At 67.0% G+C, this 23,944-nt stretch carries 19 protein-coding genes and 1 pseudogene; 17 read left to right on the top strand and 3 right to left on the bottom strand.

Annotated features, from left to right (window positions below; all coding sequences use genetic code 11):
* Window positions 1-7: 7 nt before the first annotated feature.
* The 9 genes from cysC (at window position 8) to BM150_RS18070 (ending at window position 8,326) form a co-directional block, all read left to right on the top strand.
* Complete coding sequence (gene cysC / locus BM150_RS18110) at window positions 8-580, top strand: adenylyl-sulfate kinase (protein ID WP_092928501.1); 573 nt, start codon at window positions 8-10, stop codon at window positions 578-580.
* Window positions 581-813: 233 nt separating this feature from the next.
* Window positions 814-1,635, top strand: coding sequence for a CoA transferase subunit A (locus BM150_RS18105; RefSeq protein ID WP_092928500.1), 822 nt, complete (start codon window positions 814-816; stop codon window positions 1,633-1,635).
* Complete coding sequence (locus BM150_RS18100; protein ID WP_092928499.1) at window positions 1,632-2,432, top strand: CoA-transferase subunit beta; 801 nt, start codon at window positions 1,632-1,634, stop codon at window positions 2,430-2,432. The genes BM150_RS18105 and BM150_RS18100 overlap by 4 nt, the downstream gene beginning before the upstream one ends.
* Entirely contained in the window at window positions 2,429-3,610 is a 1,182-nt protein-coding gene (locus tag BM150_RS18095) for a thiolase family protein (RefSeq protein ID WP_092928498.1), read from the top strand. The genes BM150_RS18100 and BM150_RS18095 overlap by 4 nt, the downstream gene beginning before the upstream one ends.
* A 23-nt stretch (window positions 3,611-3,633) precedes the next feature.
* Window positions 3,634-4,389 carry a protocatechuate 3,4-dioxygenase subunit beta gene (gene pcaH / locus BM150_RS18090; protein WP_092928497.1) on the top strand — a complete coding sequence of 252 codons (756 nt, stop codon included), beginning with the start codon at window positions 3,634-3,636 and terminating at the stop codon, window positions 4,387-4,389.
* Window positions 4,379-4,975, top strand: coding sequence for a protocatechuate 3,4-dioxygenase subunit alpha (gene pcaG / locus BM150_RS18085; protein WP_092928496.1), 597 nt, complete (start codon window positions 4,379-4,381; stop codon window positions 4,973-4,975). The genes pcaH and pcaG overlap by 11 nt, the downstream gene beginning before the upstream one ends.
* Window positions 4,947-6,338, top strand: coding sequence for a 3-carboxy-cis,cis-muconate cycloisomerase (gene pcaB / locus BM150_RS18080; RefSeq protein WP_092928495.1), 1,392 nt, complete (start codon window positions 4,947-4,949; stop codon window positions 6,336-6,338). Before pcaG ends, pcaB begins: the two co-directional genes overlap by 29 nt.
* Window positions 6,322-7,500, top strand: coding sequence for a bifunctional 3-oxoadipate enol-lactonase/4-carboxymuconolactone decarboxylase PcaDC (pcaDC, locus tag BM150_RS18075; RefSeq protein WP_092928565.1), 1,179 nt, complete (start codon window positions 6,322-6,324; stop codon window positions 7,498-7,500). Before pcaB ends, pcaDC begins: the two co-directional genes overlap by 17 nt.
* Before the next feature lie 22 nt (window positions 7,501-7,522).
* Complete coding sequence (locus BM150_RS18070) at window positions 7,523-8,326, top strand: IclR family transcriptional regulator domain-containing protein (RefSeq protein WP_092928494.1); 804 nt, start codon at window positions 7,523-7,525, stop codon at window positions 8,324-8,326.
* Between the two features lie 63 nt (window positions 8,327-8,389).
* On the opposite strand, the gene BM150_RS18065 is transcribed toward BM150_RS18070, so the two are convergent.
* The 3 genes from BM150_RS18065 to BM150_RS18055 form a co-directional block, all read right to left on the bottom strand.
* Window positions 8,390-10,309: an ABC transporter ATP-binding protein gene (locus BM150_RS18065; protein WP_092928493.1), complete on the bottom strand. Its 1,920-nt coding sequence runs from the start codon at window positions 10,307-10,309 to the stop codon at window positions 8,390-8,392.
* Between the two features lie 357 nt (window positions 10,310-10,666).
* Window positions 10,667-13,129, bottom strand: a complete 2,463-nt coding sequence (locus tag BM150_RS18060; RefSeq protein WP_175496898.1) for a Tex-like N-terminal domain-containing protein — start codon at window positions 13,127-13,129, stop codon at window positions 10,667-10,669.
* An 84-nt stretch (window positions 13,130-13,213) separates the two neighbouring features.
* Window positions 13,214-15,049: a transketolase gene (locus BM150_RS18055; protein WP_092928563.1), complete on the bottom strand. Its 1,836-nt coding sequence runs from the start codon at window positions 15,047-15,049 to the stop codon at window positions 13,214-13,216.
* Between the two features lie 193 nt (window positions 15,050-15,242).
* Between BM150_RS18055 and BM150_RS18050 the strand changes: the two genes are divergently transcribed.
* From BM150_RS18050 to BM150_RS18020, 8 genes and pseudogenes are all read left to right on the top strand, one after another.
* Window positions 15,243-16,085: a mechanosensitive ion channel family protein gene (locus tag BM150_RS18050; RefSeq protein ID WP_092928492.1), complete on the top strand. Its 843-nt coding sequence runs from the start codon at window positions 15,243-15,245 to the stop codon at window positions 16,083-16,085.
* Window positions 16,086-16,118: 33 nt separating this feature from the next.
* Complete coding sequence (locus BM150_RS18045; RefSeq protein WP_092928562.1) at window positions 16,119-16,982, top strand: PRC-barrel domain-containing protein; 864 nt, start codon at window positions 16,119-16,121, stop codon at window positions 16,980-16,982.
* A 168-nt stretch (window positions 16,983-17,150) separates the two neighbouring features.
* A pseudogene (hpnC, locus tag BM150_RS25145) lies at window positions 17,151-18,002 on the top strand (squalene synthase HpnC); the annotation flags it as partial.
* Between the two features lie 33 nt (window positions 18,003-18,035).
* Window positions 18,036-18,920: a presqualene diphosphate synthase HpnD gene (gene hpnD / locus BM150_RS25140; RefSeq protein WP_342752598.1), complete on the top strand. Its 885-nt coding sequence runs from the start codon at window positions 18,036-18,038 to the stop codon at window positions 18,918-18,920.
* On the top strand, window positions 18,917-20,272 hold the full coding sequence (gene hpnE, locus BM150_RS18035) for a hydroxysqualene dehydroxylase HpnE (protein ID WP_092928490.1): 1,356 nt from the start codon (window positions 18,917-18,919) through the stop codon (window positions 20,270-20,272). The genes hpnD and hpnE overlap by 4 nt, the downstream gene beginning before the upstream one ends.
* A gap of 3 nt (window positions 20,273-20,275) precedes the next feature.
* Complete coding sequence (locus tag BM150_RS18030) at window positions 20,276-21,286, top strand: polyprenyl synthetase family protein (RefSeq protein WP_092928489.1); 1,011 nt, start codon at window positions 20,276-20,278, stop codon at window positions 21,284-21,286.
* A gap of 125 nt (window positions 21,287-21,411) precedes the next feature.
* Window positions 21,412-23,316 (top strand): squalene--hopene cyclase, encoded by a 1,905-nt coding sequence (gene shc / locus BM150_RS18025; protein ID WP_342752597.1) that lies wholly within the window; start codon window positions 21,412-21,414, stop codon window positions 23,314-23,316.
* Window positions 23,317-23,325: 9 nt separating this feature from the next.
* Window positions 23,326-23,937, top strand: a complete 612-nt coding sequence (locus BM150_RS18020; protein ID WP_139219582.1) for a phosphorylase family protein — start codon at window positions 23,326-23,328, stop codon at window positions 23,935-23,937.
* Window positions 23,938-23,944 lie beyond the last annotated feature (7 nt).

Genomic DNA, 23,944 nt, shown 5'->3' with positions numbered 1-23,944 from the left:
ATGCGCTATGGGATCCTTGGGAGCCACGCTCTGGTTGACCGGGCTGCCCGGCGCCGGCAAGTCGACCATCGCGCAGGCGGTGGCCGAGTACTTGAGGCGGCGCGGTGGAAGGGTTCAGGTTCTCGACGGGGATCAGTTACGGACCAACCTATCGGCCGATCTGGGGTTCACTCAGGCAGACCGGAACACGCACGTGCGCCGGACCGGATTCGTGGCTCAATTGCTGGCCACGCACGGTGTCACAGTGCTGGTCCCGGTTATCGCCCCTTACAGCACCGCGAGGGACGATGTGCGTGCCCAGCACGACAGCCTGGGATGTCCCTATTTCGAAGTACACGTCGCCACTCCGGTCACCGAGTGCATGCGGCGTGACCCGAAGGGCCTCTACGGACGAGCCGCCGCTGGTGAGCTGTCCGGCCTGACCGGTTACGACGCGGCGTATCAGGATCCGGTGGATCCTGATCTGTGGTTGGACACCAGTACCACCGACATCACCGCTGCTCGGGACGCCGTGCTCGGGATGTTGTCGCGCAGGGTGGGACTGCCGCTTCCCGGTTTGGAGACAGTGGGCGAGCACTGATCCGTCCGGGGCGCTGAGCGAACTCCCGGTGGTCCGCTGACCACCGGGAGTTTTTTCGTGTCCGGGCGTGCGTGGTCACGCTGTCCTCCCGGGGTTTCGTTTTCGGCGCGATATTGACCCGCGCGCTGTCGCTCAATTATGTTCGCAGGAAGCACGAACGTTCTCTTTGCGAACAATCCGTGGGTGTCGTTGTGAGTTCGGACACCAAGCGAAACCGCTGAACGGGGTGACCAGTGGCACGCATACTGCAGCTCGACACGGCCGTGGCCGAGCTGGTCAACGACGGTGACACCGTCGCGTTGGAAGGTTTTACGCATCTCATCCCGATGGCGGCGGGGCACGAGATCATTCGTGCGGGCCGACGTGATCTCACGCTGTGCAGGATGACGCCCGATGTCGTCTACGATCAGCTGATCGGCGCCGGCTGCGCACGTAAGCTCGTGTTCTCCTGGGGTGGAAACCCCGGCGTCGGTTCACTGCACCGCTTCCGGGACGCGATCCAGCACTCCTGGCCCGTGCCGTTGGAGATCGAGGAGCACAGTCACGCCGGGATGGCCAACCGCTATGTCGCCGGCGCCTCCGGTCTGCCGTTCGCCGTGCTGCGGGGGTACGCGGGGACCGACCTGCCGGAGCACACCGACACGATCAGCACGGTGCGCTGCCCGTTCACCGGTGAGGAACTGGCGGCTGTGGCCGCGCTCAACCCCGATGTCGGCATCATCCACGCGCAGCGTGCCGATCGTGCGGGCAACGTGCAGTTCTGGGGCATAACGGGAGTGCAGAAGGAAACCGTGTTGGCCTCGGCACGTTCGCTGGTGACCGTGGAGGAGATGGTCGACGAATTGCCGGAACAGCCCGGTGCCGTGGTGCTGCCGAGCTGGGCGGTCACCGCCGTGGCCGAGGTCCCCGGTGGTGCACACCCCTCCTACGCCCAGGGCTACTCCGAACGGGACAACGCCTACTACCAGGACTGGGACGCGATCAGCAGGGACCGCGATCGGTTCCGCGAGTGGTTGGACAGCGAGATCCACGAGCCGGAGAGGAGCGCCCGATGACCGGGGAGCTGTCAGAGACACCGACAACCTCGGAATTCACCTCGGACGAGATGATGACCGTGGCCGCTTCACGGTCGTTGCACGACGAGTCGGTGTGTTTCGTGGGGATCGGATTGCCGAGCACGGCTGCCAACCTCGCGCGCCGCACACACGCGCCCGAGCTGGTTCTGATCTACGAGTCCGGGACGTTGGGTACCAAACCGCGGCGGCTGCCGCTGTCCATCGGAGACGGAGTGCTCGCCGAGACGGCCGATTCGGTGGTCGGTGTTCCCGAGATCTTCAACTACTGGTTGCAGCCGGGAAGGGTGGACGTCGGATTCCTGGGCGGTGCTCAGGTCGACCGGTACGGCAACATCAACACCACCGTGATCGGTGACGACTACGAAGATCCCAAGGTTCGGTTGCCGGGTGCCGGTGGGGCGCCGGAGATAGCCACCTCCTGCGGCGAAGTGCTCATCGTGATGCGGCACAGCCCGCGCGCCTTCGTTCCCGACGTGGATTTCATCACCTCCGTGGGGTACGGAAGGGACGGCGCGGCCCGAGCGCGGTTGGGACTGCCGGGACGCGGTCCCGTCAAGGTCATCACGGACCTCGGTGTGCTGCGACCCGACGAGGGAACGAACGAACTGACACTGACCGGACTGGCTCCCGGGGTCGAGGTGGAACAGGTCCGCGCGGCGACCGGTTGGCCGCTTCGCGTCGCCGAGGAACTCGGCGTTCAGCAGCCCCCCACCGATCGGGAACTGCGGATCCTGCGGGAACTCAAAGCTACTGTCGGGAATGGAGAGTCCTCTTGAGCGACGAGGTGTACGTACTCGAAGCGGTTCGCACCCCCGTGGGGCGTTACGGCAAGGGACTGGCCGAGGTGCGTCCCGACGATCTGGCAGCCCACACGATCAGGGCTCTGCTCGACAGGGTTCCCGGACTGGACCCGGCACGGATACACGACGTGCTGTTCGGTGACGCCAACGGCGCGGGCGAGGACAACCGCAACGTGGCCCGCATGGCGACCCTGCTGGCCGGGCTCCCGACGAGCGTCGCGGGGGCGACGGTCAACCGGCTTTGCGGCTCCGGCCTGGAAGCGGTGATCGAGGCCAGTCGAATCGTGCAGACCGGTGACGGGGATCTGGTGCTGGCAGGCGGCGTCGAGTCCATGAGTCGCGCCCCCTGGGTACTGCCGAAGCCGGGGCGCGCCTATCCACGGGGACACGAGACGCTGCACTCCACCACACTCGGCTGGCGGATGGTCAATCCCGAGATGCCTTCCGAATGGACCATTTCACTCGGGGAGAGTGCCGAGCTGTTGGCCGACAAGTACGGTATCGGTCGCGCCGAGCAGGACGCCTTCGCCGTACGCAGCCACCAGCGGGCGGCGGCCGCCTGGGAGCAGGGGCTTTTCGAGGACGAGGTCGTGCCGGTGCCGGGTACGGACCTCACCAGGGACGAGGGTGTGCGTGCCGACACCTCGGAGGAAGCGCTCGGCAAGCTCAAACCCGCCTTCCGGGCCGACGGCACTGTTACGGCGGGCAACTCGTCCCCGCTCAACGACGGATCCGCCGCTGTACTGCTCGGAAGCCGTGCCGCCGCTGACGAGGTCGGTGCCGAACCGCTGGCACGGGTCGTCAGCCGCGGGGTGGCGGCGGTGGACCCCGACGTATTCGGGATCGGTCCCGTGCGTGCCGTGCGTACCGCGCTGCGACGGGCGGGGATCGGTTGGGGCGATCTCACAGCTGTCGAGCTCAACGAGGCGTTCGCCTCCCAGTCGCTTGCCTGCCTGGCCGAGTGGCCGGAACTGGACCCGGAGATAGTCAATCAACGTGGCGGTGCGATCGCTCTCGGGCACCCGCTGGGCGCTTCCGGGGCGCGGATCCTGACCAGTCTCGCGCATCAGCTGCGTCGGGCGGGAGGTGGCTGGGGGCTGGCCGCCATCTGCATCGGCGTCGGTCAAGGCCTCGCGGTCGTCCTGCACGCATGAACCGGTAATCATCAGGAGCGAGCATGTCCACCGACTCGATCGGCAAACCGTCGGATCGATTGATCCTGCCCAAGTACGAGCGCGACGATGCCAGCCACCCCGCGCTGGACACCCCGGAGTACTTTTCGACGTCGCTGCGCAGCCCGCTTCGCCCACTGCAGTTGCTGCCGCAGAACCTCACCGAGATCACCGGTCCGGTACTCGGGCACGAGCGAGTCGGTGAGACCGACCACGACCTGACCGTGCAGCACGAGGGCGAACCGCTGGGCGAGCGAATCGTGGTCAGCGGCAGGGTCATGGACTCGGACGGCAAACCGGTGCCACACACTCTCGTCGAGATCTGGCAGGCAAACGCCTCCGGCCGCTACCGCCACGCGGGTGATCGCCATCCGGCTCCGCTGGACCCCAACTTCTCCGGCACGGGCCGGTGCATGACCGACGAGAACGGGAACTACCGATTCGTCACCATCAAGCCGGGTGCCTATCCGTGGCGCAACCACGACAACGCCTGGCGTCCCGCCCACATACATTTCTCGCTGTTCGGGCGGGCCTTCACCCAGCGCCTGGTCACCCAGATGTACTTCCCGGGTGATCCGTTGTTCTACCAGGATCCGATCTTCCAGTCGGTGCGTGACCCGAAAGCACGCGAGCGGATGATCTGTGAGTTCGACTTGGACAGCACGCTTCCGGAGTGGGCGCTGTCGTACCACTTCGACATCGTGCTGCGTGGCAGTCAAGCCACCCCCTTCGAGGAGGACGAGGACGACGATGACGACTGAGCGATCCGTTGAGGTGACTCACGTTTCCCAGCCGGCCACCACGCCGTCGCAGACGGTAGGACCGTTCTTCGCGCTGCCGGGAGGCCTGCCGTGGCCGGACGGGCCCGAACTCCTCCCGCCGGAAGCCCCCGACGCCGTGATGCTGCGTGGCCGGTTGTCGGACGGTGCGGGTGAGCCGATTCCCGACGGGTTGATCGAGATCTGGCAGGCGGACGAGCGGGGCGGGTTCGCGCATCCGGACGACCCCCGGGAACAGAGCACGGACTTCCCCGGTTTCGGCCGGTGTGCCACCGGGCCGGACGGGGAGTTCTGGTTCCGCACCGTCAAGCCTGCCGCGTTGCCCACCCCGGCGGGGGAGACGGAGGCCCCGCACATCAACGTCACGGTACTGGCTCGCGGGTTGCTGGACCGGGTCGTGACCCGGATCTACTTCCCGGACGAACCCGCGGCCAACGCCGCCGATCCCGTGTTGTCCGGTGTCGATCCCGCCCGAAGGGATACCCTGGTCGCGACGGCGACGGTGGACGGCTTCCGCTTCGATATCCGGTTGCAGGGTGATGACGAGACCATCTTCTTCGCGGTCTGAGACCGCCACTGGACTGTTCACTCCCACGTTCGTCACCGAGGGGTTCGACGAACTCACCGCGCCTGCCGCCTGGTTGCGGGCCATGCTCGACTTCGAGGGTGCGTTGGTCCTCGCCCAGGCGGACGTTGGCCTGATGCCCACCGCGGTGGCCGAGGAGATCGCCGATCGGTGCCGCCGGGGCGACGATTTCGACGTCGACTCGACAGCCAGGCGTGCGGCGGACTCGGCGACTCCGGTCATACCGTTGGTCAAGGACCTCACCGCCGGGGTGAGCGCGGAAGCAGCCGGGTACGTGCACCGCGGTGCCACCAGCCAGGACGTGGTGGACACCGCCGCGATGCTGGTGGCGCGGGAAGCCGTTCGCGCGTCGTTGCGCGAGCTGCGCGTGGTCGCCGACGAGTGTGCTCGGTTGGCCGAGGAACATCGCCACACCCTGGTCACCGGCCGTACGCTGCTGCAGCACGCCCTGCCGACCACTTTCGGACGCAAGGCCGCCGGCTGGCTCGTCGCGGTGATCGAAGCGACCGAGGGGCTTGCCGGGCTGTGGCGGCACAGGTTGGCGGTGCAGTTCGGAGGCCCGGTGGGCACACTGGCGACGTTCGGCTCGGACGGTGTGCGGGTTACCACCGCACTGGCCGAACGACTCGGGCTGGCCGAACCTGTTCTGCCGTGGCACACCGACCGGACCCGTATTGTCGACCTGGCGACCTCGTTGGGAACCGTTACCGGTGCTCTGGGCAACATCGCGTTGGACGTCGAACTGGCTGCCCAGACCGAGGTCGGCGAGCTCACCGAAGGCCGCTCCGGAGGGTCCTCGGCGATGCCGCACAAGCGCAATCCGGTTCGTGCCGTCCGGGTCAACGCGGCAGCTCGTCGGGCGCCGGGTCTCGTGGCGACCTTGTTGAGCGCCGTGCCGCAGGAGCACGAGCGCGCGGCGGGCGCCTGGCAGGCGGAGTGGGAGCCGTTCAACGAGCTGTTGCGGTTGACCGGCTCGGCGGCGGCGGTCACCGGCGAGATGTTGGGTGAACTCAAGGTCGACGCGGACAGGATGCGCTCCAATCTGGAGCTGTCCGGTGGAGTCCTGTTGGCCGAGCGGATCTCCACCGCGCTTGCCGCGGAGCTCGGACCTGTCAGGGCGAGTGAGCTTGTCGGGGAACTCTCCCGGCGGGTAAGTCGTGACGGGAGTACCCTGCGCGCCGAGCTGTTGGCGGACGAAACCGTACGCGCGGTGTTGTCCGAACGAGATGTGCTGGAGTTGACCGAGCCCGGCGACTATCTCGGTTCGGCGGACGAATTCATCGACCGCGCCCTGGCCGCCCACACACGCTGGAAGGAGACGAGTGCCGGTGATCCCGGACTATGAGCTGACCGGTCCGCCCCAGGCTCCCGTGTTGGTGCTGTCCAACTCGTTGGGTACCGACCGGACGATGTGGGACGAGCAATTGCCCGAGCTGTCGGGACACTTCCGCGTACTGCGTTACGACCAGCGTGGACACGGCAAGACTCCCGCCACTTCCGGACCGTACGATCTGGAGACTCTCGGACGGGACGTGCTCGACCTGCTCGATCACCTCGATATCGCCGAAGCGCACTTCGCGGGTGTTTCCCTCGGCGGCATGACCGGCATGTGGTTGGCGGTCAACGCCCCGGAGCGAATCGGCGGACTCGCTCTGCTGTGCACCTCGGCGGAGCTCGGACCGCCCGAGAACTGGCGCGAACGGGCGGCGTTCGTGCGTGCCAACGGCACTCGGGAGATGGTCGAATCCACCCTCGATCGGTGGTTCACCGCGGAGTTCGCCTCCAGAGCGGATGTCGTCACCAAGTACGGTGGAATGATAGCGGCGAGTGACGACGAGGGGTACGCCGGTTGTTGTGAGGCCATCGCGGAGATGAACCTGCGGGATCGGCTCGGCGCGATCACCGCCCCCACACTCGTGGTGGCGGGATACGATGATCCGGCGACACCACCGAAACACGCCGAACGCATCGTCGCCGGCATCCCGGGCGCTCGGTTGTCCTTGCTGGAACGCGCCGCGCATCTGGCCAATGTCGAACAGGCCGAGCGGGTCAATCACCTGCTCGTCGAACACTTCACACCGGAAGGCGAGGGGATGTCCACCAGGTCCGGCGAAACCGTTTCCCCTGAGGGCACCGGTACCGGCATGGCGGTGCGCAGGCAGGTGCTCGGCGACGAACACGTCGACAGGGCGATCGAACGAAAAACCGAATTCACCGAGCCGTTCCAGGACTTCATAACCCGCTACGCGTGGGGAGAGCTCTGGGCCTCGGAGGGAATGGATCGTCCGACCCGCAGCTGCGTGACCCTGGCGATTCTGGCCGCTACCGGGTGCCACGACGAACTCGCGATGCACGTTCGAGCGGCACGCCGCAACGGCGTCGACCCTTCGACCATCAGAGAAGTACTGATGCACGTGGCCGTTTACGCCGGTGTTCCCAAAGCCAACAGTGCTTTCGCGCTGGCGGACCGGATTCTCGACGCGGAAGCCGACGAGAACGGTGCTTGACAGAACCGAGGCGGGGGTGGCTATGGAGTCCGAGGCCGATTCCGGAGTCGTGGGGCCGGTACAGTCCCTGACACGTGGGCTGATGGTGATCCGCGCCTTCGACGAGACCAGGCCGGAGATGACGCTGAGTGAGGTCGCCCGTGTCACGGGGCTCTCACGTGCGGCGACTCGTAGATTCCTGCACACGCTCGTGCGGTTGGGCTACGTCTGGACCGACGGTCGGCTGTTCGCACTGACCCCTCGCGTGCTGGAGCTGGGATTCTCCTACCTGTCCAGCCTGTCGTTGCCGGAGATAGCGCAGCCGCACCTCGAACGGCTGGCCGCCCAGGTCCACGAGTCGGTCTCGGTGTCGGTTCTGGACGGGGACGACATCGTCTACGTGGGGCGCGTCCCCACCTCCCGGATCATGACCGTGGCGATCAACATCGGCACCCGCTTCCCCGCTTATGCCACCTCGATGGGGCGGGTGTTGCTGGCGAATCTGGGCGAGCAGGAGCTCACCGAGTACCTGCGCCGGGTGCGTCCCGAACCGTTGGCGCCGCAGACCCTGACCAGCGTGGGGCCGCTCAGGCGGGAACTGGAACGCATCCGAGCACAGGGATGGGCAGTGGTCGATCAGGAGCTCGAAGCCGGGCTGCGTTCGCTGGCGGCACCCATCCGGGACCGCACCGACAGTGTCGTCGCCGCGGTCAACGTCTCCTCCCACGCGAGCAGGACCAGCGCGGAGGACGCCCGAAACGAGCTGCTGCCGCCGTTGCTGGAGACGGCCGCCAAGATCGAGGCGGATCTACGGGTGGCGCCCCAGGCGGGCAGAACAGCCAGGTGACGCTTTCCTGCCTGACCGGTTGTCGAGCACGGTTCCGGGAGCGGGAGCCATTCCGTTCGTCAATCACGCCCCTCGGAGGTGCTTGGCGGTGTCCCGGGGTGTTTCCCGACCTCGGTGCCCCTGATCGTCGAACTGGGTCCGGTAAAGCTCGGCGTAGTGGCCGCCCTGCTCCAGCAGCTGTTCGTGGGTTCCCTGCTCGGCCACTCTTCCCTCCGCTATCACCAGAATGCGGTCAGCGCGGCGGATGGTGGCCAGGCGGTGGGCGATCACCACTGATGTACGTCCCGTCAGCGCCGTACGCAGCGCCTGCTGCACGGCCGCCTCCGAGTGGGAGTCCAGGTGGGCGGTCGCTTCGTCGAGGACGACGATCGGCGGTTGTTTGAGCAGCAACCTGGCGATGGCCAGTCGCTGCTTCTCGCCGCCGGAGAGCCGGTAGCCGCGGTCGCCGACGACGGTGTCCAACCCTTCGGGCAGTTCGTCCAGCAACTCTTCGAGCTGCGCGGTCCGCAGCACCCGGTGCAACTCCGCGTCGGTGGCACCGGGCGCGGCATAGGCCAGGTTCGCCCGGATGGTGTCGTGGAACAGGTGGGCTTCCTGCGTGACCATACCGATGGTCGAGTACAGCGAGGACAGCGTGACGTTCCGGATGTCGTGCCCGCCGATCCGAACACTGCCGGAGTCCACCTCGTACAACCTTCCGGCCAGATGTCCTATCGTGGTTTTGCCCGCCCCGGAATGCCCGACCAGCGCGATCATCTCGCCCGGTTCGGCCCGGAACGTGACGTCGTGCAGCACCTGCTGTGCCGGACTGCTCTCCGTACGGGCCACCGATTCCAGCGAGGCCAGGGAGACCTCATCGGGGCCGGGATAGTGGAACGAAACCGAGTCGAATTCGAGGCTCGCCGAATCGCGTGGCAGCTCGATCGCGTTCTCCCGTTCGCGGATCATCGGCGGCAGATCCAACACTTCGAAGACCCGGTGGAAACTGACCAGCGCGGTCATCACGTCGACGTGCACGTTGGACAGTGATGTCAGCGGACCGTAGAGTCGGGTGAGCAGCGTCGTCAGCGCCACCAGGGTACCCAGCTGCAGCGAACCGCCGATCACCAGTGTTCCGCCGAGCCCGTAGGTCACCGCCGTTGCCAGCGCGGCCACCAGGGTGAGTCCGACGAAGAACACCCTGCTGTACATGGCCGAGAGCACTCCGAGGTCTCGCACCCGTTCGGCTTTGCGGGCGAAGTGCTCGGTTTCCTCGTCGGCCCTGCCGTACAGCTTGGTCAGCATCGCACCGCCGACCCCGAACCGTTCCGTCATCAGGGAACTCATCTCGGCGTCCACGGCCATCTGTTCCCGAGTGACGCGTTGCAGACGCTTGCCTATCCACCGCACCGGTAACAGGAACAGCGGCAGCAGGACCAGCGCGATCAGCGTGATCTGCCAGGACAGCGCGAACATCGCCGCCAGTACCAGCACCAGGCTCAGTACGTTCGACACCACCGCCGACAGCGTGCTGGTCAACGCGCGTTGCGCCCCGATGACGTCGCTGTTGAGCCTGCTGGTGAGTGCTCCGGTCTGTGCACGCACGAAGAACGCCAGCGGCATCCGCTGCACGTGGTCGAACACGTCACGGCGCAGGTCGTAGATGAGCCCTTCCCCGAGGCGGGAGGAGAACCAGCGTTGCAGCAGCGTGAGCACCGCTTCCAGCAGTGCGACCCCGGCAACCCCCACCGACAGCCAGACGACCACGTTCAGCCTTCCCGGCACGATGCCGCGATCGATGATCGCTTTGAACAGCAGCGGGGTGACCACTCCCAGCACGGCTGTGGCCGCGACTACGAGCAGAAACGGAACGATGATCCGCGTGTAGGGACGCGCGTAGCCGAGGATGCGCTTCGCCAGTCCCGGTGGGAGGCGCTGTCTGGTTACCGAGCTGTCCCTGGTGAGTGAACGCATCGTCGCCCAACTCACTCCGCTGTTGTCCATGTGAGACCTTCCGTGCTGCCGAAGACGATCCGCCGGAATCCTGCGAATTCGAGTTCGCTCGAAGTCAATGTTCCACGGGAGCGAACGTCGAACGGCCCCATTCCGAGTTCGCCGCATCTTCCCCGGTAACGATGCTGTCCGCGGTGCCGCTGCTATCTACGTGAGTGCTTCGTGCCCACCGCGCGGCGAACGAAACTTCGGTACACCGATCCGCCATGTCGTCCGCTGCTCAAGGCCGTACCGTGGTTTCCGGATCGCTCGGGCACGGGTGGAGCGGCTACGTCGGGGCCCTAAGACTTCCCGGAACTCGTGCGGCGGGACGGCTGCGCCTCCGACCCGCCGCACGAGCCGTACCGGTTAGTCCTCGCGGTAGCCCGCGCGTCGCAGGGCGTCAGCCATGGCCCCGCTGCCCGCGTCGCGCTTGCTCTGCTGTTGTTTGCCCTGTTGTTTGCCCTGGCGTTGGTTGGCACCGTTGCCGCGCTTCGCTCCGGCCCCGCCGTTGGCCGCGGAACCGCGAGTCCGCTTGCCGGAGTCACCGGACTCCGCCCCGGAACCACTTCCGGTGGGAGTGACCTCGTCGTCCAGCCGAAGTGTCAGCGAGATGCGTTTGCGGTTCACGTCCACCTCACGAACCTTGACCCGTACGACCTCGCCCGGTTTGACGACCTCTCTCGGATCGTTGACGAACGACTTGGACATCGCGGAGACGTGTACCAGCCCGTCCTGATGCACCCCGACGTCGACGAACGCACCGAACGCGGCGACATTGGTGACCACCCCTTCCAGCACCATGCCGGGTGCCAGGTCGTTCAACGAGTGGACGTCCTCGGCGAAGTTGGCGGTGCGGAACTCCGGACGTGGATCGCGTCCGGGTTTTTCCAGTTCGGAGATGATGTCAGTCACCGTGGGAAGGCCGAAGGACTCGTCGGCGAAGTCCGCGGCCCGCAGCTCGCGCAGCAGACCGCGATTACCGATGATTCCGTCCAACGAGCTGTCGGTCGACTCGACGATCCGGTGCACCACCGGATAGCTCTCCGGGTGGACGCTGGAGGAGTCCAACGGGTCCTCGCCGTCGGTGATCCGCAGGAATCCGGCGCACTGCTCGAACGCTTTCGGTCCCAGTCGGGAGACCTCCCGGAGCGCCTGCCTGGACAGGAAGCGCCCGTTCGTCTCGCGGTGGCCCACGATGTTCTCGGCCAGGCCGGCGTTGATACCCGAAACGCGGCTCAACAGCGGCGCCGAGGCGGTGTTCACGTCCACGCCCACGGCGTTGACGCAGTCCTCGACCACCGCGTCCAGCGAGTGCGAGAGCTTCGACTCGGAAACATCGTGCTGATACTGCCCGACTCCGATCGACTTCGGATCGATCTTGACGAGTTCCGCGAGCGGGTCCTGCAACCGCCGGGCGATCGAGACGGCCCCCCGCAGCGACACGTCCACTTCGGGGAGCTCCCGCGACGCGTAGGACGAGGCGGAATAGACCGAGGCGCCTGCCTCCGAGACCGAGACTCTGATCAGGCCATCGCGGGACTCGGCCAGTCGCGCCGCCAGTTTGTCGGTCTCCCTGGAAGCCGTTCCGTTGCCGACTGCGAGCAGGCGCGCCCCGTGTCGGTCGACCAACCGCTGGAGGGTGGCTAGCGCCTCCTCCCAACGCCGCTGCGGCTCGTGCGGATAGATGGTGGCGGTTTCGGCGAGCTTGCCGGTGGCGTCCACAACGGCCACCTTCACTCCTGTCCGGTAGCCCGGATCGAGACCGATCGTGGCACGTGGTCCGGCGGGGGCGGCCAGCAGCAGATCGCGAAGGTTTCCCGCGAACACCCGCACGGCCTCGTCCTCGGCCCGCTGCCGCAGCCTGTTGCGCAGGTCGATGTCCAGGTGAACCATGATCCGGGTACGCCACGCCCAGCGCACGGTTTCGCGCAACCACGCGTCGGCGGCACGGCCGCGATCCTCGACGCCGAACCTGGCGGCGATACGTCGTTCGTAGTCACTCGGTGCCCGCCCCTCGGCTGAGCCCTGCCCGTCAGAGCTGTCGGGATCGAAATCGAGGGTGAGTTCGAGGACTTCTTCCTTCTCACCGCGGAACAGCGCGAGCACCCGGTGCGAGGGCAGCGTCCCCAACGACTCCGCGAAGTCGAAGTAGTCGGTGAACTTCGAATCGTTCTCGGCCGCACCGGAGCGAGCGCTCGAGGACAACCGGCCCCGTTGCCAGGCCAGTTCGCGCAGTTGCCCGATGAGGTCGCCGTCCTCCGCGAAACGCTCCACCAGGATGGAACGTGCCCCGGCCAGCGCGCCCGCGGTGTCGGGCACACCGTTGTCGGCGTCCACGTACGCGGCTGCCGAGGTCTCGGGGTCCTGTTCCGGATCGTCCAGCAGCCCGGTCGCGAGTGGTTCCAGCCCCGCTTCGCGGGCTATCTGTGCCTTGGTTCGGCGCTTGGGTTTGAACGGCAGGTACAGATCCTCCAGCCGGGCCTTGGAGTCGGCGGCCATGATCCGGCCGTGGAGCTCGTCGTCGAGCTTTTCCTGCTTGTGGATCTCTTCGAGGATCGTGTTGCGCCGCTGCTCCATCTCGCGCAGATAGCGCAGCCGCTGCTCCAGCGTACGCAGCTGCTCGTCGTCGAGCGCTCCGGTTGCCTCCTTGCGGTAGCGGGCGACGAACGGCACCGTCGCCCCGTCGTCCAGTAGCCGCACGGCGGCTTCGACCTGCTCGGCGCCCACGCCGAGTTCGTCGGCGATCCTTTGGTGAATCGACGTCGTCACGATCCTGTTCAGCCCTTCGACCGGCCTTGATCCCTTGTTGTGATGAGCATTCTCGCCCATCCGTACCCGACGGGTACCGGCCAGGGCTTTCCCGGCGTGGCGTATCACCCGGAAGGGCGGTACTACACCGGAACCGGGGATGTGTCAGCGAGTGCCGGAGCCGGGCATCAGCTCCCGGGCGGCACGGGTGATGGCCGCCGAGTCGATTCCGGCCTGCGCGAGCAGTTCGGCCGGTTTACCGGAACCGGGCATCTCGGTGACCGCCAACTTCGTCACGGGCACACTGGCTCCCGCCTCGGCGAGCGCGGCGAGCACCGCGTCGCCGAGTCCACCCTCGGGCCAGTGGTCCTCCACCGTCACCAACCCGTCGGTTTCCTCGGCCGCCAGGCGCAGGGTTTCGATGTCGATCGGTTTGATCGAATACAGGTCGATCACCCGTGCCCGGATGCCCTCCGCTGCCAACCGCTCCGCGGCATCCAGCGCCTCGTGCAGGGTCACGCCCGCTGCCACGAGGGTCACGTGGTCACCCTGCCGCACAGTTTTGGAACCGCCGATGGGGAAGTCCTCGTCGGGCCCGTAGATCACCGGAGTGGCACCACGGCTCGCCCGCAGGTAACAGATGCCGTCCCGGTCGGCCATCGGTTCGAGGAGACCGATCGTCTGATTCGCGTCACAGGGGTACAGCACGGTGCTGCCGTGCACCGCACGCATGGCGGCCAGGTCCTCCAGGGCCATCTGGGAGGGTCCGTCCTCGCCGATGGCGACTCCGGCGTGTGAGCCCATCAGATTCAGCGCGGCACGGCTGACCGCGGCCATCCGGATGAAGTCGTAGGCACGACTCAGGAACGCCGCGAAGGTGGAGGCGAACGGTATCCACCCCCGTGCCTGCATCCCCACCGTTGTGGCCAGCATCTGCTGTTCGGCTATGTACATTTCGAAGTACCGCTGCGGATGCGCTTCGCGGAACTGCTCCGAATGCGTGGAGTTGGACACCTCACCGTCCAGCGCGACCACCTCGCCACGCCGGGATCCCAGTGCTCGCAACCCCTGTCCGTAAGCCTTGCGGGTGGCCGCGGCGTCTCCGACCTCGAAAACTGGGGGTGGCTCGTAGGCCGTGGTGAAGGTGCGGGGGTCGCCCACCGTCTCGGGCGGGTTCACCTTGACGCGCAGCTCGCGCGTTCCGCCGAGTTCCTCGATGGCCGCGGTCGGGTCCTGCAGTGGTTTGCCGTGTTTGCCCGGCAGGTCCTCGACCTCGCTGGCTCCCTTGCCCTTTCTGGTGCGAGCCACGACGGCTGTCGGCCGTCCCCGTGTCGCTTCCGCCTCGTTCAGCGCGGCCTCGATCCGCTCCGGATCGTGTCCGTCGTCCACCTCCACGGTGTGCCAACCGATGGCGCGGGCACGATCCGAGTAGGCTTTCAGGTCCCAGCCGTGCATGGTCTCGCCGGTTTGGCCGAGACGGTTGACGTCCACGAGTGCGACAACGTTGTCCAGTCGGTAGTGAGCGGCGTGTTCGAACGCCTCCCAGATCGATCCTTCCGCCATTTCGCTGTCACCGCACAGCACCCACACCCGGCTGCCCAACGTGTCCAGTTTCGCGGCGGTCAGCGCCAGTCCCACTCCTACCGGCAGTCCCTGCCCGAGTGAACCGGTGGCCACGTCCACCCAGGGTAGGGCGGGTGTTGGGTGGCCTTCCAGCCTGCTGCCGAATTCGCGGAACGTCAGTAGCTCCGCGTCGTCGATCGCTCCGGCGGCCTTGAAGCAGGAGTACAACAGCGGAGAGGCGTGCCCCTTCGAGAAGACCAGGTGATCGTTCCGGGGGTCTTTCGGCCGGTCGAAATCCAGTCTCAGGTGACCGTCCAGCAATGCCGCCATCAGATCGGCCGCGGACATCGACGAGGTGGGATGGCCCGAGCCCGCCGCATCGGCGGCTCTGATCGAGTCCACTCGCAGCTGTTGTGCCAGTTCGTGCCTGAATTTCATCCGTTCCACTCCAGGCGGGTTCCCGGCTGCTCGAAGCCACAAACCCCTGGCCAGGGGCTGGAAGTCGTACCGGAGCGAACACTTCCGGCGAACCGCCGTGGAAATCCGGGGGAGGAGTTCGTCCGGATTTGCGCGCCGGTCCGTGCGGGTTTGCAATCGGACCCCACACGATGCCTGCAGTAGGAGGCGTGCCATGGATATGGTCCTAGCGCAAGGAACCGGGTTCAACGTCCTCGACAGCCTGCAGAGCGGGTTCACACAGCTGGTCGGCTATCTGCCGCAGCTGATCGGCGCGCTTCTGGTGCTGGTGATCGGTTACATCGTCGCGAGGATCCTTCGGGCACTCGTCACGCGGCTGCTGCGGCGTCTCCATCTGGACGACCGGATGTCCCGCGCCGGCCAGGGAGCCCGCTATGTGGAGCGCCTCAGTCCCCGAGGCAGCCCCTCGAGGTTGATAGGTACCGTCGTGTTCGCCGTGATCATGCTCTTCGTGCTGTCCTCGGCGATCGGAACGCTCGGTATCCCCGCGCTGACCGGCTTCATGAACGTGGTGCTCGGTTATCTCCCGCGCGTGATCGCCGCGCTGGCGATTTTCCTCGTCGCCGCGGCCGTCGCGGGGGCCGTGGGTACGCTGGCCGGACGCACGCTGGGGGACACACCGGCCGGTCGCATGGCACGTACCGCGGCTCCGGCGCTGGTGATGGCGATCGGTGTGTTCATGATTCTCACGCAGCTTCGTATCGCTCCGGTGATCGTCACCGTGACTTATGTTGCCCTGGTCGGGGCGATAGCTCTGGGCTCGGCACTGGCCTTCGGTCTCGGTGGCAGGGAGGCCGCCGCGGAGATGATCAATTCGAGTTACCGTCGCAACTTCCCCGGCGCCGAACAGGCCGCCTCTCCGCAGGGTGCGGAAACCGCCGAACAGTCCCAGAACTGGACGGTGCGCGGTGCGGGAACCGCTCCGGAACCGAGTGGAGCACCCGCCGAGACCGAGCGGGGCGGCGACGACAGCGGTGGCTCCTACCGGGCGACCTGATACCGGACGACCTGAGAATGCGAGGTGGTCACGGTGTCCACACCACACCACGACCCCGAACCCGGTCCCGAACACACCGGTCCCGAACACACCGGTCCCGAACACACCGGTCCCGAACACACCGGGGCGGAACCGGGGCCGGACCTGTCGGGTAGGACCGTGGTGGATCGTGACGGTTCACGGTTGGGCAAGCTGGAGCAGGTCTATCTCGGACCCCGAAGCGGCTCACCCACGTGGGGAGTGGTGCGCGCGGGTGGCAAACAACGTTTCGTTCCGCTGCACGACGCCGACCCCCGTCAGGGAGCGGTGCGCATCACGGCCAGCAAACGCCAGGTGCGATCCGCTCCCACGGCCGCCGCGGACGCAGAGTTGCGCCCCGAGTTCGAGGGAAGGCTGGCCGAGCACTACGCGGGAGCGCCGAACACCACCCGTGGCTCGGTGTCGAGCGTGCGGCGCAGCCGGGGAGCGCTCAGCGGAGTGCTGCTCGTCCTGTTGGGAGCGTGGACCGGCCTGATCCCGTTCGTCGGACCCTACTTCGGTTACGGTTTCGGTAGCACGCAGCCGTGGAGTTTCACCGTCGACCGGCTGTTGCTGTGCGTGCTGCCCGCGCTGGCCATCCTGTTCGGCGGTTTGTCGTTGGTGCCCACCCGGAATCGGTTTCTGGCGAGTGTGGCCAGTGTGCTGGCGATGGCGGGGGGCGTCTGGCTGGTCATCGGTCCCAGTCTGAGCAGGTTGTGGGGTACGGAAGGCGTCGCGACTCCGATCGGTGCCCCGCTCGGTTCACCGGGGATGTGGGTGGCGGCGCAGCTCGGATTCTTCTTCGCGGTGGGCGCGGTGGTGGTGGCGGTTTCCGCCACGGCATTCGGCCGACTGACAGTGCGGTCCGTCAGGGACTGAACACCACCCGATGTTGAGCTACTGCACTGGGTGTTGCACTGTCAGTGACATCAAGTATTCACTAAGTCACTCAATCGGACGAGGTCAGTAAGCCTGCGCTGTGTCGCTCAGCGATCTACGCTGACCACAATGAACGCCCTCATCAGCTGTGCGGGGTAGGAGGTGGTCATGGCTGCGATACCGGACCGTGCCCGCCCTGCTCGGCAGTCGGCACGATCGTTCGAGATGGTGCTACCCGGCCAGCTGCCGGAGGTGGGCGAGGTGCTGGCGCGGGCCCAGTCGGAGAACTTCACCGTCGCCGCCCGAGTACTGCCGTACCGGATCCGACAACACCTCATGGCCGTGTACGGCTTCGCCCGACTGGTGGACTACGCCGGTGACGAGGCGTGCGGCCCCCGTGAGGGATTGCTGGAACTGCTCGAGGCGGATCTGGGACGTGCCTACGACGGCACACCACGACTTCCGTTGCTGCGCGCGTTCGCACCGACCGTGCGTGCCTGCGGTATTCCCCGCGCGGTCCCCTCCCGGTTGATCGAGGCGAATCGACGGGACCAGCACGTACGTCGTTATTCCACTTTCGAGGAACTGCTCGATTACTGCTACTACGCCGCCAACCCGATCGGGGAACTGGTCCTCTACATCTTCGGCCGGGCCGAGCCGGAGTTGATCCGACTTTCCGACCGTATCTGTTCCGCTTTGCAGATCCTGGAACACTGCCAGGACATCGGCGAGGACTTCCGCAAGGACAGAATCTACATGCCGCTCACCGACCTGCGGGACTTCGGGTGTGCGGAATCGGAACTCGCGGCCCCAACAGCATCCGCCGAACTGCGCGGGGCCGTGTGGTTCGAAGTGGATCGCGCGCTGGAACTGCTGCGATCCGGCCAACCGTTGGTGGGACGGCTGTCCGGACTGGCCCGGCTGGCGGTCGCGGGCTACGTGGCAGGCGGGGTGGCCACGGCACGGGCCTTCGAACCGGCCGGGTACGACCCACTGGCAGTGGAGGTGCGTCCCAACCGGAGGAGGATCCTCTCCGAATGGGTCCGCCTCTCGATGTCGTCATCGGCGGGGCTCGAACACGACCGCGTCCGCGGCGCCTACCGGTACTGCGAACGGATCACCCGAACCCAGGCGCGCAACTTCTTCTACGGAATACGGCTGCTGCCTCCGGTCAAACGTGGCGCGCTCTCCGCCGTGTACTCCTTCGCCCGCAGGGTGGACGACATCGGAGACGGTTCGTTGTCGAGCGAGCAGAAGCTGGTACGCCTGCAACAGGCACGACAGGATCTCGACGATGTCGGGCCGGACGCCAAGGACCCCGTACTGGTGGCACTGGCCGACACCACCCGCGGGTTGCCCGTGCCGCTGGAGGTGTTCCACGAACTCATCGACGGGTGCGAGGCCGACGTACGCGGCACTCGCTACGACACCTTCGAACAACTCACGCACTACTGCCGTTGTGTCGCCGGGTCGGTGGGTCGACTCTCGCTGGGGGTGTTCGGCCACGAGGTCGCCGGACCGGCCGCCCAGCGTGCTGACTCCCTCGGAGTGGCGTTGCAACTGACCAATATCCTGCGCGACCTGCTGGAGGATCGTCGCGGCGGTCGGGTCTACCTGCCGGCCGAGGACCTGCGTCGTTTCGGTGTCTCACTCGAACTGGACTCGCGGGGGATGTTCACCGATCCGCCCGACGCCCTGAACGAGCTCGTGCGTTTCCAGGCCCGTCGAATCGAAGGGTGGTACTCCGAGGGCTTGCGGCTGCTTCCCCTGCTCGATCACCGCAGCCGCGCCTGTTGCGCGGCGATGGCGGGGATATACCACGAGCTGCTGCGGCACATCGCGAATGACCCCGCCGCGGTGACTCGTGGCAGGGTCACACTGCCGGGCAGGCAGAAAATGATCGTAGCGGCTCGTTCACTGGCGGGGATGAAATCATGACCCGTGGGCGGGTAGTGGTCATCGGTGGTGGTCTGGCCGGTGTTTCCGCCGCGTTCGGCTGTCGCGACGCCGGTTTCGACGTGACCCTGTTGGAGGCGCGTTCCCGGTTGGGCGGAGCCACTTACTCGTTCTCCCGGGGCGAGCTCACCGTGGACACCGGACAGCACGTCTTTCTGCGCTGCTACACCGAGTACCTCGCGCTGCTACGACGTCTCGGCACCCTCGACAGGGTGCGGATCCAACCGAGATTCCGCGTCCCGGTGATCACCCCGCACGGTCCCGGCTGGACATTGCGGCGTGCCGAGCTGCCCCCGCCGGGACACCTGTTGCCCGCCCTGTGGGGACATCGTGCGCTGTCCCCACGGCAACGGCTCACCGCGGCGCGGACGGCGCTGGCACTGCGCGGACTGGACCCGGACGATCCGGCCCTGGACCGCACCGACTTCGGGAGTTGGCTGCGCTCTCGTGGCGAATCGGACCGCTCCGTGGCGACGCTGTGGGGACTGTTCTGCGTCGCGGCGTTGAATTCCCAGCCCGACGAGGCATCGCTGGCCCAGGCGGTCAAAGTGTTCCGTACCGGAATGTTGGACACCACCACCGGCGGCGACATCGGGGTGATCCGTCGCCCGTTGAGCGAAGTGCACGGTGATCCCGCCCTGCGGAAACTGTCCGAGGCAGGCGTGCTGCCGTTGCCCCGGCACAAGGCGCTGGAGATATCCGGCGAACCGGGTGACTACCGCGTGCGGGTAAGCGCCGAGCAAGAGTACGAACTGACCGCGGCCGCGGTTGTCCTCGCCGTTCCGCACCCGGCCGCCGCCAAACTGCTGGCGGATCGAACCTCATCCGTCGGGGTCGACTTCACCGCGTTGTCGCGCGCGCCCATCGTGAACGTGCACGCCCATTTCGACCGCAGGGTCACCGACCTGTCCATGGCCGCCTCCCTCGACTCCCCGGTGCAGTGGTTGTTCGACCGGACGGAAGCCGCCGACGCGCCACGCGGCCAGTATCTGGCGATTTCGTTGTCCGCGGCCCACGAGGAGGTGAAGGCGCGCTCCGCACGGCTGCGTGAGCAGTACCTACCGGAGCTGCGAAAGCTGTTTCCCGCGGCTGGAGAAGCGCGGTTGCTGGATTTCTTCGTCACGAGAGAGCCCGCGGCCACGTTTCGGCCCGTCCCCGGCGCGAGGTCGTCGCGTCCGGCCGCGCGCACGGCCGAACGGGGACTCGTGCTGGCGGGCGCGTGGACCGACACCGGTTGGCCGGACACCCTAGAAGGGGCCGTACGGAGCGGAAACACCGCGGCCAGCGTCGTCAGCGGGACCGTCGATCGCCACAGCGATGTGGCGTGGAGGTGACGCATGACAGTGACAATGCCCTCCGCGCTGTCCAGCGCCCGGGAATCCATCGACTCGCGGTTGCGTCACACTGTCGCCAGATTGGATCCGGACACCCGCAGGGTCTGCGAATACCATTTCGGCTGGATCGATGCCGAGGGTGCCGAGGACGACCGGCCGGGCAAGGCGTTGCGCCCGGCACTTGTGCTGTTGTCGGCGCGGGCCGCCAACGGCGACGAACACAGTGCCTGCAGCGGGGCGGTGGCCGTTGAACTGGTGCACAACTTCTCGTTGCTGCACGACGATCTGATGGACGGTGACATCTCCCGCAGACACCGTCCCACCGCCTGGACCGTGTTCGGGCGGTCAGCCGCGCTGCTGGCGGGGGACGCGCTGCTCGGACTCGCCAACGGCGTGTTGCTCGAAGCCGATTCGCAGCGGGCGTTGTGGGCGGCTCGTGAACTGTCGGGCACCGTTCGCGAACTCATCGCGGGACAAGCGGCGGATCTGGACTTCGAGCAGCGCACCGAGGTCGGATTCGACGAGTGCCTGCGCATGGTGGCCGGCAAGACCGCCGCGCTGATCGCGTGCTCCTGCTCCCTCGGCGCCCTGTTGTCGGGAGCTTCCGAACACACCGTCCGACGACTGCGCGGTTTCGGATTCGAACTCGGAATGGCGTTCCAGCTCGTCGACGATCTGCTCGGAATCTGGGGGGATCCGGAGGAGACCGGAAAGCCGGTGCTTTCCGACCTGCGTTCCCGCAAGAAGTCGATGCCGGTCGTGCACGCGCTCAATTCGGACACCGACGCCGGTCTGCGGCTGCGTGAGCTGTACCGCCAACCGGAGGAACCCACCGAGGACCAAGTGCTCCGAGGAGCGGAACTGCTGCGTTCGGCGGGCTCGGAGGAATGGACCAGGGCCGAGACGGAACGCAGATTGACGGCCGCTCACCGGCAGCTTCGTGACGCCGGGTGTCAGGGAGCGACCGAAGGACTGACCGAACTCGCCGATTTCGTTCTCCGGAGGAACCAGTGACCGGATCGCTGCGCCAGAACGGCGACATCCGTCAAACCGACCAACCCCGAGCCGACGGCCCCGTCACCGAGACGACGCCCCCGCCGCAGCCGTCCGCGGCGGACGTCGGTTCCGAGCGGGCCTCGGTGCCGCCGCGGCAGGGGGTTTCCTGGGAGGAGGCACTCCGAGCCGGCAGCGATCACCTGCTGGGGCTGCAACACGAGCGGGGATGGTGGAAGGGAGAGCTGCAGACCAACGTGACCATGGACGCCGAGGATCTGATGTTGCGTCAGTTCCTCGGGATACGGACCTCGGCGGAGACCGCCGCCGCGGCACGTTGGATTCGCTCCCAGCAGCGCGCGGACGGTACCTGGGCGGCCTTTCACGGTGGTCCCGGAGAGCTGTCCGCGACCGTGGAAGCCTACATCGCCCTGAAACTCGCGGGCGACGAGGTGGACGACGAGCACATGGTCGCCGCGCGGCGTTGGATTCGAGGCCGCGGGGGCATCGAACGCACCCGTGTGTTCACCCGTATCTGGCTGGCGATGTTCGGCCAGTGGTCGTGGGACGAACTACCCGCCATGCCGCCGGAGATCGTCATGCTGCCGAGCTGGGTACCGCTGAACCTGGCCGACTGGGGCTGCTGGGCGCGGCAGACCATCGTTCCGCTGACCATAGTCAGCACCCTCCGTCCCCGGCGTGAACTGGGAGTCGACACCGCCGAGCTGCGTACCGGCACACGCCCGGTGGGGCGGGTGCGCGAGAACGCCGGAACCTCGCGTTGGGAGTCCGTGTTCAACGGACTCGACCGGGCGTTGCACGTCTATCAACGGCACCCGCTCCGGCCATTGCGCGACCAGGCCATGCGGCGGGCGGCCGAATGGATCGTGGCGAGGCAGGAAGCCGACGGTTCCTGGGGAGGTATCCAGCCGCCCTGGGTTTACTCCCTGCTCGCCCTGAACCTGCTCGGCTATCAACTCGACCACCCGGTGATGCGTGCGGGTATTCGGGGGCTGGAGGGCTTCCTGGTCAGGCAGGAGTCGGAACACGGCAGCCTCCGCAGACTGGAGGCCTGCCAGTCGCCGGTCTGGGACACCGTGCTGAGCATCCAGGCGCTGCACGACGCCGGGGTGCCGGACAGCGACCCGGCGATTCGTGACGCCGTCGAGTTCGTCCGATCCGAGGAGATCACCGTTCGAGGGGACTGGGCGGTACGACGTCCCGAGCTACCAGGCGGGGGAGGGTGGGCCTTCGAATTCGAGAACGACGGCTACCCCGACATCGACGACACCGCGGAAGTACTGCTGGCTTTCACCCGTACCGGCTATGTCGAACAGGACCGCATCGCCGCGGCCGCCGACCGGGGAAGACGCTGGCTACGCGGTATGCAGTCCCGCGGTGGCGGCTGGGGGGCCTTCGACGCCGACAACACGCGTTGGCTGGTGAACAAGCTGCCCTTCTGCGACTTCGGGGCGGTCATCGACCCTCCCTCCGCTGATGTCACCGCGCACGTGGTGGAGGCTTTGGCCCAGCTCGGGGACACCGACGACCGCGTCGTTCGCGACGGCATAAGGTGGCTGCTCGAACAGCAGGAGAACGACGGTTCCTGGTACGGCCGCTGGGGAGCCAACCACATCTACGGTACCGGGGCCGTGGTTCCCGCTCTGGTCGAGGCAGGGATACCGGTACGGCACTGCGCACTCACCCGTGCGGCCCGTTGGCTGGAGCAGCGGCAGAACCCGGACGGTGGTTGGGGCGAGGACCTGCGTTCCTACACCGATCCGGCCTGGATCGGTGTAGGGGACTCGACCGCTTCGCAAACCGCCTGGGCCCTGCTGGCACTGCTGGCTCTGGGACGTCACGACACCGAACCGGTGCGGCGCGGCATCGCTTTTCTGGCGGACACGCAACAGGCGGACGGTAGCTGGGCGGAACCGCAGTTCACCGGAACGGGGTTCCCGGGTGACTTCTACATCAACTACCACCTCTACCGACAGATCTTCCCGGTGACCGCTCTCGGGCGATACCGACAAGCCGTCCACGCCGAATAGGTGCTCGCCATGACATCGGACCTGCTCGTATGCACCCCGTTGCGAGTGGAGGCCCGCGCGTTGCGCCGATCGGGCGGGAACCGGGTGTGGCGAACCGGGTACGGCAAGCGACGCAGTGCTCGGTCAGCGGCCGAACTCACCGCGCGCGAATTCGGTGCGTTGGCCGTGGCCGGTCTGGCAGGAGGACTCGACCCAGGACTGCGCAGCGGTGACGTGGTGGTGGGAACCGAGGTCGCCGGATCTGGGAACGGCGCGTGCCTGCGCTCCCACCGCCCCGAGCTGTTGGCCCACCGGCTGCGCGGCCTCGGACTGCGCGTGTGGCTCGGTCCGGTGCTGACCAGCGAGCGACTGGTTCTCGGTGCGGAGCGCGCCGCCCTTGCACGGGGCGGTGCGCTGGTCGCGGACATGGAATCGGAGGTGTTGGCGACAGCGGCAGCAGACCGTCCCGTTGTGATCGTGCGTGTCGTACTCGACACCCACCGACAACCGTTGCTGGGTCCCGGCTCGCCGGCTCGGCTGTCCGGGGCACTGCGGCGGTTACGCGCTACCGGCCTGCCGCTGCTTCGCTGGGCCGAGGCTGTGGCGGGAGCCGGTTCGCTGGATACTGTTCGTTCTCGCTGAAGCAAAG

Origin of the sequence: Actinopolyspora alba (assembly GCF_900112765.1) — a bacterium.
Classification (GTDB): Bacteria; Actinomycetota; Actinomycetes; order Mycobacteriales; family Pseudonocardiaceae; genus Actinopolyspora; species Actinopolyspora alba.
The sequence above is the reverse complement of the archived record's forward strand: the minus strand, read 5'-3'. Positions and strand labels throughout refer to the sequence as shown.